Origin of the sequence: Streptomyces sp. NPDC005898, assembly GCF_040629635.1 — a bacterium.
Classification (GTDB): domain Bacteria; phylum Actinomycetota; class Actinomycetes; order Streptomycetales; family Streptomycetaceae; genus Streptomyces.
In genome coordinates this window covers 1-9576 of the sequence record NZ_JBEXWC010000054.1, presented here as the reverse complement: position 1 = coordinate 9576, position 9576 = coordinate 1, and the positions used below count along the sequence as shown (strand labels likewise).

The window sequence follows — 9576 nt, the reverse complement described above, 5'->3', positions numbered from 1 at the left end:
CGGCGCGCTCCTCACCCGCTTCAATGGCGCCCTCTCAGCGCGCCAGATGTCCCACGCGGGATGGCCGCCACGGCCCTTCGTCGATTCTTCGCGGTCCGATCATCCTGACGTCCGTAACCCAAGTGCCGCGACGCTCGTTGTGCGGGATGCAGGCTCCCTGTGGTCGCCACCTGAACCGACACGATCACTCGATCGTGTGGAAGCGTTCAGGCCAAGCAACCCTCAGGACCCCCTGGGGAGTCGACCGTCATGACGAGAGGAGGTGCCGCCAGTGATCGCGAACGTATCGGCCCACCGGCGGGCGAACGCCTTCGCCCAGGCCCTGGAGGAGCATTCCGACCAGGACCCGGCGGCCGAGCAGTCCGAGGACTCCGCGTCCGCAGCCGCGCCCGCGACCGCATGCGCCAAGTCCCCCGAAACCACCGCGGCCCGCGCCGATCCCCCCGAGCAGGGCCGCATGCTGGCCCTGGCCGAGGGGCTCGACGCGCTGCCCAAACCCGCCCTCGACCCCGAGGTCAAGGTCGTCCAGCGTGCCCAGCTCGTGGCCGCGATGGAGGCCATGCTCCTCGAGGGCACCGCCAGTGCCGCGGTGCCCGAACAGCGCTCCCGCAAGGGCGCCCACCGGGCGGGGCCGCTGCACAAGCTGCGGCCGCGCTCCCGCCTGTCGAAGGGCCTCGCGGCGGGCGGCCTGACCGTCGGTGTCGCGGCGGGCGCCTTCGGCGGGGTCGCCGCCGCCAGCTCGGACGCCCTCCCGGGCGACTCGCTCTACGGTCTCAAGCGCGGGATGGAAGATCTCAAGCTGGGCATGGCCGACGGCGACACCGACCGCGGCGAGCTCTACCTCGACCAGGCCTCCACCCGGTTGAACGAAGCGCGAAGACTCATGGAGCGCGGCCGCTCCGGCACCCTCGACCACGAGTCGCTCGGAGAGATCAGGCGTGCTCTCTCCGGCATGCGGCACGACGCGGCCGAGGGTCACCGGCTGCTCCTGGAGGCGTACGAGCGCGACGGCTCGCTCGGTCCTCTCCAGGCGCTCTCCGCGTTCTCCCGCTCTCACCGCGAGAGCTGGAGCGACCTCCAGAACCGGCTGCCGGTCCAGCTGGGGGACGTGGGCGCGCAGGTGGACTCCGTCTTCGACGCCATGGACGAGGAGGTCGAGCCGTTGCGGGGCCTGCTGCCCCGTAAGCCCGAGAAGGGCGGCGCGACCGACCGGGCCCCGCAGAGCCCCCGTGGCTCCCAGGGCGCGGACGGGCGCTCCTCCACCCCCTCGGGCGGCGACAGCGAGCGGAAGAACGGCGACACGGGCGGCGAGCGCAAGCCCGGACCCGCCACCCCGCACAGCCCGGGGGACGACGTCCTCGGCGGCAGCGTGGGCGATCTGCTCGACCCGCCTGCCGACAAGACGACACCGGCCCCGTCGGACGGCAGGAGCAAGCCCGGCAAGGACCGTCCCTCGGCCAAGCCGGACATCACCCTGCCCCCGCTCCTGCCCGGCCTGCTCCCGGAGCTGGGCATCGAAGGGGAGGACGCCAAGTAGCCCTCCGCGGTACGCCTCGGGGGCGCCCTCCACAGCGGGGAGCGCCCCCGAGGCGTACGCGCGCGCCCGGCGGTCAGAAGAAGACGGACCGCCGCTGCACCAGCAGCTTGTACAGGGAGTGCTGGATCTGCTCGCGGACCTGGTCCGTGAGGTTGAACATCAGCATCGGGTCCTCCGCCGCCTCCGGCGGATGGCCGTCCGTCGCGATCGGCTCGCCGAACTGGATCGTCCACTTCGTCGGCAGCGGCACCGCCCCCAACGGCCCCAGCCAGGGGAACGTCGGCGTGATCGGGAAGTAGGGCAGGCCGAGGACGCGCGCCAGCGTCTTGGCGTTGCCGATCATCGGATAGATCTCCTCCGCCCCGACGATCGAGCACGGCACGATCGGGGAGCCCGTCCGCAGTGCCGTCGAGACGAAACCGCCGCGGCCGAACCGCTGGAGCTTGTAGCGCTCGCCGAACGGTTTTCCGATGCCCTTGAAGCCCTCCGGCATCACCCCGACCAGCTCGCCCCGCTCCAGGAGGCGCTCGGCGTCCTCCGCGCACGCCAGGGTGTGACCGGCCTTGCGGGCCAGTTCGTTGACGACCGGCAGCATGAAGACCAGGTCGGCGGCGAGCAGCCGCAGATGCCGGCCCTGAGGGTGGTTGTCGTGCACCGCCACCTGCATCATCAGGCCGTCCAGCGGCAGCGTCCCGGAGTGGTTGGCGACGATCAGCGCCCCGCCCTCGGCGGGGATGTTCTCGACGCCCTTCACCTCCACGCGGAAGTACTTCTCGTACAGGGGCCGCAGCAGCGACATGAGGACCTGGTCGGTCAGCTCCTCGTCGTAGCCGAAGTCGTCGACCTCGTACTCCCCGGTGAGGCGCCGCCGCAGGAAGGCCAGGCCGCCGGCGATCCGGCGGTCCCAGTCGCCTCCGGAGCGGGGCGCCCGCTCCCCGGGCCCCGGGTCCCCGGCGCCGGGCTCCTCGGCCGGCCGGGCGGCCGGGTGGCCCGTCTGCTGGCCCGGGAGCACCTTGACCTCGCTCACGGTCGCGGGCTCACCGGGGCGCCGGGGCGCGGCCCTGCGGCGCGCCGCGCGCTGCGCACCCGCGCGCGAGCGGTCGTCGTCGAACGGAATGACCTTGGCGTCCGCCATCGTTGACGCTCTCCTCAGTTGGCGCGGTGGGGGCCGCCCGCGAAGGGCAGCGCGGCGATCCGGTCCACTGCCCCCGCGAGGGCACTCGGCGGCAGCAGTCCGGGGCCCCGGCTGCGCACGAAGTCCGCGAAGGCCTCCGCGGTCGTGTACGTGGGTCTGAAGCCCAGTGTCTCGCGCATCTGCCGGGTGGCCACGACCCTGCCGTGGGTGAGCAGCCGGATCTGTTCCGGCGAGAAGTCCGTCATGCCGACCGTGCGCAGCGCGGCGCCGACCCAGGTGACGGCCGGCAGGAGCACCGGCACGGTGGGCCGGCCGAGCCGCCGGGAGCACTGCGAGAGCAGCAGCTGGCCGTCGCCCGCGATGTTGAACGTGCCGCTGTTGAGCGTTCCGCGCCGCGGTTCGTGCGAGGCGAGGCGCAGCACCTCGACCGCGTCGTCCTCGTGCACGAACTGCAGGCGCGGGTCGTAGCCGAACACGGTGGGCAGGACGGGCAGCGAGAAGTACTCGGCGAGCGGGGAGTCGGCCGCGGGCCCCAGGATGTTGGCGAAGCGCAGCACGCACACCGCCACGTCGGGGCGCCGCCGGGCGAAGCCCCGGACGTAGCCCTCGACCTCGACGGTGTCCTTGGCGAAGCCGCCGCTGGGCAGGGCCTTGGGGGTCGTCGTCTCGGTGAAGACGGCCGGGTCCTTGGGCGCGGAGCCGTACACGCTCGTACTGGACTTCACCACGAGCCGCTTGACCGTGGGCGACTTCTGGCAGGCACCGAGGAGCTGCATGGTGCCGATGACGTTGGTCTCCTTGACCGCGCCCCGGCCGCCCCGGCCGAGCGCGGTGGCGGTGACGTCCATGTGGACGACCGTGTCCACGTCGTACTCGGCGAGCACCTTGGCGATCGCGGGCTGCCTGATGTCGGCCCGGACGAAGTCGGCGCCGCCCAGCTGGTGCTCGGGCTCCAGCGCGTCGACGGCGATCACCCGGTCGACCTCGGGATCGCACTGGACGCGCCGGACGAACCGTCCGCCCAGCTGCCGGGCCACTCCGGTCACGAGCACGACCTTGCCCAAGATCAGCGCCTGCCTTTCCCCACCCTCGCCGCACACCGCCGACATGTGTCCCGGCCCACGCTAGCGGGTCGGTGTTTCGCTGTGACGACCGCGCGCCGCGGGAAGTGACGACGGACACACGGATACGTACGGACCAAGCTCCCGCGCCTCAAACACCGCGCAGGCGGGCCCCGGACATGCCGAAGCCCTCCCGCCGGTGGCGGGAGGGCTTCGAAACACGCGGTACAGCGATCGCCTACTTCTTGTTGCGACGCTGAACGCGAGTGCGCTTCAGCAGCTTGCGGTGCTTCTTCTTGGCCATCCGCTTACGCCGCTTCTTGATAACAGAGCCCACGACTACCCTCGCTCACTTCTCTTCACTCGGTGCGGGGCAGCAGACTGGGCCCACACGACCTACGTCGGCCTAGCCTACCCGTCCCGGCGTGAGGGACGTAATCGAGGGCCAATGGATCCTCGCGGACCGGGTGGCGGGGGGCCCGCGGGCCCCCGCGCTCAGCCTGCCTCGACCCCCACATACGACTCGCGGAGGTACTCGTGAACCGCCTGTTCCGGAACCCGGAAGGACCTTCCGACCCGGATGGCGGGCAGATGACCGCTGTGCACCAGGCGGTACACGGTCATCTTGGACACTCGCATCACCGAGGCGACTTCCGCCACGGTCAGAAACTGAACTTCGTTCAGCGGCCTCTGGTTCTCAGCCATGACACCCCACCTGAACCTTCCGCACATGACGGGCACCGGCTTCCCCTTCCGGTGACTCTTCGTCGCTGCGCGCTCACTCCCCAGACTAGGGGCGGATGATGCGAGTGGGGAAGAGGAGCAGCGATCGGCCGCCTACTGTGACAGACACGCTCGATTGAGTACATAGCGAGTAAGCGGTCGGTAGTAATCAGACCGCACAGCGTCATCAAGCGGAACGACGACGGACACCAGCCCCTCGGCCTGTCCGACGAACAGGGCGGGGTCGTCCGTATCGGCGAGACCGATCGTCTCGAACCCCAGCTGACCTGCTCCGCAGACCCATCCGTGGTCTCCGACGACCAGCTCGGGGAGGGGCCCGCCGGCCTGTGCGGCGGCGTCCAGGGCGGCCCGAACCGGGAGCGGTGAGTGGGTGTGTGCGCCGGTCGCACTCCCGGTGGGACGCGCGCCGGGTTCGCGCACCAGCGCGACGCCTTGTACGTAGTCAAGGTTGTACGTACGTAGGCCGAACCGGGTCGTTATGTCGACACTGTCGCCCTGCGCGGGGGTGAGGACAGTGCATCCGGCCGCCGACAGGGCCTCGGCCAACGTGGCGTAGAAACCCAGCAGCCGCTGGGGGTGCCCGGTTCCGAAGAGTACGGGAAGCCGCCTTCGCGCCGCGTCCGAGAGGCGCTCGGCGAACGCGTCGAGCGCCCTCAGCGTCCGCTCCGGGTCGATGACGTCCGCCCCCGTGGTGTGCCGCGGGTCGGCGGAGACCCCGCACCTGTCGGCCATCAGGCGCAGCAGGTCGCCCGGGCCCCAGCTCCGCTCGGGGTCGAGCCCGAGCAGCACCCGGGGGTCCCTCGCCGCGAAGAGCCGATAGCTGCGCAGGCTCTCCTCCCGGGAGGTGGCCACGGGCCCGGCCAGCCGAGCCGCCAACAGGTGCGCGCGCAGGGCGCCGGTGGTCAACACGCGTCGATGCTGTCGCATCGGCCGCCCCGGGTCCCCAAAACCCCGGAAAACCCCCACAGTTGGGCTAACAGCGGCACAATGCGGGCGCGACCCCCCGGGCGGGCGGGCCTAGGCCAGCAGTCCCCGCAGCGGGAACGCGGCCCGCCGGGCCGCCAGGACGGCCTGGTCGAGGCGGTCGGCGGGGTCGTACCCCGCCTCCCACTCCTGCCACCGCACGGGCCACCGCCCGTCGGTCATCCGCGCCGGCGCCAACTGCCGGGTGCGGGCGTACACTTCCTGCCGCCAGCTCTCCGGGATCACCGCCACCGGGTCGACGGGCCGTCCCGCGGCGATGCCGACGAGGTGCGTCCAGGAGCGCGGCACCACGTCCACCACCGCGTATCCCCCGCCGCCCAGGGCGACCCACCGCCCCTGCGCGTACTCGTGCGCCAGCTCGTGACAGGCCACCTGCACCGCCCGCTGCGCGTCCAGGGACACGGCCAGGTGCGCCAGGGGGTCCTCGAAGTGGGTGTCCGCCCCGTGCTGGGTCACGAGCACCTGCGGCCGGAACTGGGCGAGCAGCTCGGGCACCACGGCGTGGAAGGCCCGCACCCATCCCGCGTCGCCGGTGCCGGCCGGCAGCGCCACGTTCACCGCGGAGCCCTCGGCCGCGCCCGCCGCGCCCGTCTCCTGCGGCCAGCCGGTCTGCGGGAAGAGGGTGCTGGGATGCTCGTGCAGCGAGATCGTCAGGACGCGCGGGTCCTCCCAGAACGCGGCCTGCACCCCGTCGCCGTGATGGACGTCGACGTCCACGTACGCGACCCGCTCGGCGCCCAGCTCCAGGAGCCGCGCGACGGCCAGCGCCGGGTCGTTGTAGACGCAGAACCCCGAGGCGCCCCCGGGCATGGCGTGGTGCAGCCCGCCGGAGAAGTTCACCGCGTGCAGGGCCTCGCCGCGCCACACCGCCTCGGCCGCCCCGACGGACAACCCGGCGATCAGCGCCGACGCCTCGTGCATCCCCGCGAAGGCCGGGTCGTCCTCCGTGCCGAGGCCGTACTCTCCGCGGGCGGACGCCGGGTCCGCCGAAGCCGCCTTGACCGCCGCCACGTAGTCCTCGCGGTGCACGAGCCGCAGGGTGGAGTCGCCGGCGCGCTTGGCCGTGACCACGTCCATCTCCCGGTCGAGCCCGAAGGCGCCGACCAGACTTCGCGTCAGGCCGAGCCGGACCGGGTCCATGGGGTGACCCGGGCCGAAGTCATAGCCCGTTACTGCCTCGTCCCACATCAGCTGTGCGCGGCCGCTCATGCCCGTCACCGTATCGGTCCGCTTCGGAGGCGAAGGCACGGGCGTACCCCAGGGTCACGAGCACCAACACCATCGGAACGAGCATCGCCCCCCGGTAGTTCCACGCGTCCCCGAGCCCGCCCACCAGCGGCGAACCGATCAAAAAGCCCACATAGTTGAAGACATTCAGTCGCGCGACGGCCGCGTCCGAAGCCCCGGGCCCATGTGTCTCGAAGGCGCGCCGGCCCGCCGCCGCGAAGGTCTGCGGCACGATCACCGACAGCCCAAGACCCAGCACCGTGAATCCGGCGACCCCCGCCCACGCCCCGGGCGCCGCCGCCACGACCGCGAAGCCCAGCGCGGCCACCACGGACCCGCCGCGCACCACGGCCACCGCCCCGAACCGCCGCACCCCCAGGTCCCCGAGCCCCCGCCCCAGCAGCGTCATGACCATGTAGGCGTTGTACGGGACCGTCGAGACCTCCTCCGAGCCCCCCAGCACGTCCTGCGCGTACTTGGCGCTCCAGTTGGAGACCGTCGAATCCCCGATGTACGCGAAGGTCATCACCAGGCAGAGCGGAAGCAGCAGCTTGAACCCGACGGCCCCGCCCTTCCCGGCCCCACCGCTCGGGACCCCCGCGTCGACGTACCACCGGCTCCCCACCAGGGCCGCCGGCAACAGCACCGCGACGACCGGCAGATACGACACGAACAGCGCCAGATCCCAGTGCGCCCCCGCCCACGCGAGCGAGGCCCCCGCGATCCCGCCCAGGCTGTACGCGGCATGAAATCCCAGCATGATGCTGCGCCCGTAGGCCTGTTGCAGGCTGACGCCCAGCATGTTCATCGACGCGTCGAGCGCCCCCACCGAGAGCCCGAACACCCCGAGCGCCACCGCCGCCTGCCACATCGCCTCCCCGGCGCCGGCACCGAGCAGCGACAGCAGCACCACCGGCTGGGACCACCTGAGCACCCGGCTCGGTGGCACCCACTTGATCAGCCGCTCGGTGCCCACGCTGCCGGCACCGGCCAGGATCGGCACCGCCGCGAGGAAGACCGGCAGCAGCCCGTCGGATATCCCGTACCGGTCCTGGATCGCCGGGATCCGCGTCACCAGCAGGGCGAAGGCCACTCCCTGCACCAGGAAGGCGAACGCCAGCGAGGCCCTGCCGCGCCGCAGCACATCAGTCATGGCTGGAGAGCGTAGGGCCCCGCACTACCCGGCGGTAGATGGATCACTCAGCTGATTCGGGCGTTCTCACGCGCGCTTCCGCTCCTGGACGCGCTCGGTGACCAGCCGCTCCATGGGGCCGACGACCAGGGCGCCGGTGACCAGGACGGTCAGCGTGATCGTCACCACCGCGATCACCCCGCCCACCCACACCATGGTGTCGACGGGGAGCGTGTAGGCCCCGGCGACCCGCAGCGCGGCCTCGCCGAAGAGGGCCACGCCCCACACCGCCGAGAACCTCCGCTCCAGCCGCGCGAACCGCCCCCGCTCGGTGCCCAGTTCCGCCCAGGCCGCGATCCGCGCCGCGTTCCCCTTGGTCACCCAGGGCCGCAGGGCGGCCGTCATCAGCGGCCTGCCCGCCCACACCGACACCAGGACGGCGAGCCCCACGGTGGCGGTGATGCCGCTGTCCTTGGCCAGCATGAGCCGCGCGTCGCCGGCGACGAGGGCGAGCAGCAGTCCGACGATGTTGGCGGTCAGGATCAGCGCGGCGAGCCCGTTCAGCCGCCGCTCCTTGACGAGCCCCCACGCGGTGCGCCCGGCCGGCAGCACACTGCTCCAGGCCAGCGCCGCCAGGGCGCTCGTCCCGAATCCCTTGCTGATGAGGTAGTACGCGGCGGTCGGCAGCAGCGCGTCGAGGACGAGGGGCTTCAGCGACTCGATACGGGCCTTGCGGGCGTCGTCCGCGACGGCGGGGGCCGGGGTGGCCGGGACCGGGGTGGCCGGGACGCGGGCGGGGGCCTCTGCGGCGAGCTGGCTCATGGTCGGGTTCCTCCGTCGTGGCTGTGTGCGTCCCGTTTCTCCGTGACACCCACAGCTTCGCCGCCGGCACCTGCCGCCCGACAGAAACGATCGTCCGGACCTGGGCGTGACAAATGTCAGTCCCGCTCTGCTGACCTCAGGCCAGCAGCCGCGGCAAGTCCCGGAGGTCCGCGAAGAGTTCGGTGACCCCCTCCAGCCGCTCGGCCGGTGTCATGGCGGTGAACCCGTACACGTCCATCCCCGCGGCCAGCGCGGCCCGCACCCCGAGCGGGCTGTCCTCCACGACGGCACACTTCGCGGGGGCCACGCCCATCCGTTCGGCCGCGTGCAGGAACAGATCGGGGGCCGGCTTTCCCCGGCCGACGTCCTGCGCGCTGAAGATCCGCGCTTCGTCGAACCAGGCGTCGAGCCCGGTCTTGCGGTGCCCGACCCGGATCCGCTCATGGCTCCCGGAGGACGCCAGACAGTAGGCCACCCCGTCGGCGGCCAGCTCCCGCAGCACGTCGACCGCCCCGTCCATCGGCTTCAGCTCGCGCTCGAACGCGGCGAAGACCCGGGCGTGGAACTCGTCGTCGAATTCCGCGGGAAGCCGCTGCCCACTCCGCTCGAACACCAGGTCGTGTACGCGGTGGACGGCGGCCCCCATGTAGTCGCGCAGGGAGTCCTCGTAGGAGGTGGGGTGCCCCAGTTCGGTCAGATAGCCGGCGAGGATCGTGTTGGAGATCGGCTCACTGTCCACGAGGACGCCGTCGTTGTCGAAGATGACCAGGTCGTATCGCATACCTCGACCGTAAACGCAGAAAACCCCCGCACCATAATGGTGCGGGGGTTTCCCGTTTAAAATTAGTTCGGCGGCGTCCTACTCTCCCACAGGGTCCCCCCTGCAGTACCATCGGCGCTGTGAGGCTTAGCTTCCGGGTTCGGAATGTAACCG

10 protein-coding genes and 1 rRNA gene are annotated in these 9576 nt (G+C 71.9%); 1 reads left to right on the top strand and 10 read right to left on the bottom strand.

The features are described 5' to 3' along the window. The first annotated feature begins 271 nt into the window (after positions 1-271). Positions 272-1537 (top strand): DUF5667 domain-containing protein, encoded by a 1266-nt coding sequence (locus tag ABZ385_RS33170; protein ID WP_358914196.1) that lies wholly within the window; start codon positions 272-274, stop codon positions 1535-1537. A 73-nt stretch (positions 1538-1610) separates the two neighbouring features. Here the strand turns inward: ABZ385_RS33170 and ABZ385_RS33165 are convergent, their stop codons facing one another. The 10 genes from ABZ385_RS33165 to rrf all read right to left on the bottom strand — a co-directional run. Further along, the gene (locus ABZ385_RS33165; protein WP_358914195.1) at positions 1611-2672 is read right to left on the bottom strand and encodes a lysophospholipid acyltransferase family protein; all 1062 of its coding nucleotides are present in this window, start codon (positions 2670-2672) and stop codon (positions 1611-1613) included. Positions 2673-2686: 14 nt separating this feature from the next. Next, positions 2687-3736, bottom strand: coding sequence for an NAD-dependent epimerase/dehydratase family protein (locus ABZ385_RS33160; protein WP_358590030.1), 1050 nt, complete (start codon positions 3734-3736; stop codon positions 2687-2689). A gap of 235 nt (positions 3737-3971) precedes the next feature. Next, complete coding sequence (locus ABZ385_RS33155; RefSeq protein ID WP_003948845.1) at positions 3972-4070, bottom strand: AURKAIP1/COX24 domain-containing protein; 99 nt, start codon at positions 4068-4070, stop codon at positions 3972-3974. 158 nt (positions 4071-4228) lie between these two features. Continuing rightward, complete coding sequence (locus tag ABZ385_RS33150) at positions 4229-4438, bottom strand: helix-turn-helix domain-containing protein (RefSeq protein WP_062770509.1); 210 nt, start codon at positions 4436-4438, stop codon at positions 4229-4231. Between the two features lie 132 nt (positions 4439-4570). Beyond that, positions 4571-5386, bottom strand: coding sequence for a phosphatase (locus ABZ385_RS33145; protein ID WP_358590032.1), 816 nt, complete (start codon positions 5384-5386; stop codon positions 4571-4573). 108 nt (positions 5387-5494) lie between these two features. Beyond that, positions 5495-6670: an acetoin utilization protein AcuC gene (locus ABZ385_RS33140; RefSeq protein WP_358590034.1), complete on the bottom strand. Its 1176-nt coding sequence runs from the start codon at positions 6668-6670 to the stop codon at positions 5495-5497. Further along, positions 6621-7841, bottom strand: coding sequence for an MFS transporter (locus ABZ385_RS33135; RefSeq protein ID WP_358914194.1), 1221 nt, complete (start codon positions 7839-7841; stop codon positions 6621-6623). The genes ABZ385_RS33140 and ABZ385_RS33135 overlap by 50 nt, the downstream gene beginning before the upstream one ends. Positions 7842-7907: 66 nt before the next feature. Then, a complete protein-coding gene (locus ABZ385_RS33130; RefSeq protein WP_358590039.1) occupies positions 7908-8642 on the bottom strand; it encodes a VC0807 family protein in 735 nt (244 codons plus the stop codon). 136 nt (positions 8643-8778) lie between these two features. Further along, on the bottom strand, positions 8779-9423 hold the full coding sequence (locus ABZ385_RS33125; RefSeq protein WP_358914193.1) for an HAD family hydrolase: 645 nt from the start codon (positions 9421-9423) through the stop codon (positions 8779-8781). 65 nt (positions 9424-9488) lie between these two features. Further along, positions 9489-9576: ribosomal RNA gene (rrf, locus tag ABZ385_RS33120) — 5S ribosomal RNA — on the bottom strand; the annotation flags it as partial.

Bases quoted from the DNA above. Each gene is read 5' to 3' on its own strand.
- ABZ385_RS33165 (WP_358914195.1), bottom strand. From the start codon at position 2,672: ATGGCGGACGCCAAGGTCATTCCGTTCGACGACGACCGCTCGCGCGCG.
- ABZ385_RS33150 (WP_062770509.1), bottom strand. From the start codon at position 4,438: ATGGCTGAGAACCAGAGGCCGCTGAACGAAGTTCAGTTTCTGACCGTG.
- ABZ385_RS33130 (WP_358590039.1), bottom strand. From the start codon at position 8,642: ATGAGCCAGCTCGCCGCAGAGGCCCCCGCCCGCGTCCCGGCCACCCCG.
- ABZ385_RS33125 (WP_358914193.1), bottom strand. From the start codon at position 9,423: ATGCGATACGACCTGGTCATCTTCGACAACGACGGCGTCCTCGTGGAC.
- ABZ385_RS33140 (WP_358590034.1), bottom strand. From the start codon at position 6,670: ATGAGCGGCCGCGCACAGCTGATGTGGGACGAGGCAGTAACGGGCTAT.
- ABZ385_RS33135 (WP_358914194.1), bottom strand. From the start codon at position 7,841: ATGACTGATGTGCTGCGGCGCGGCAGGGCCTCGCTGGCGTTCGCCTTC.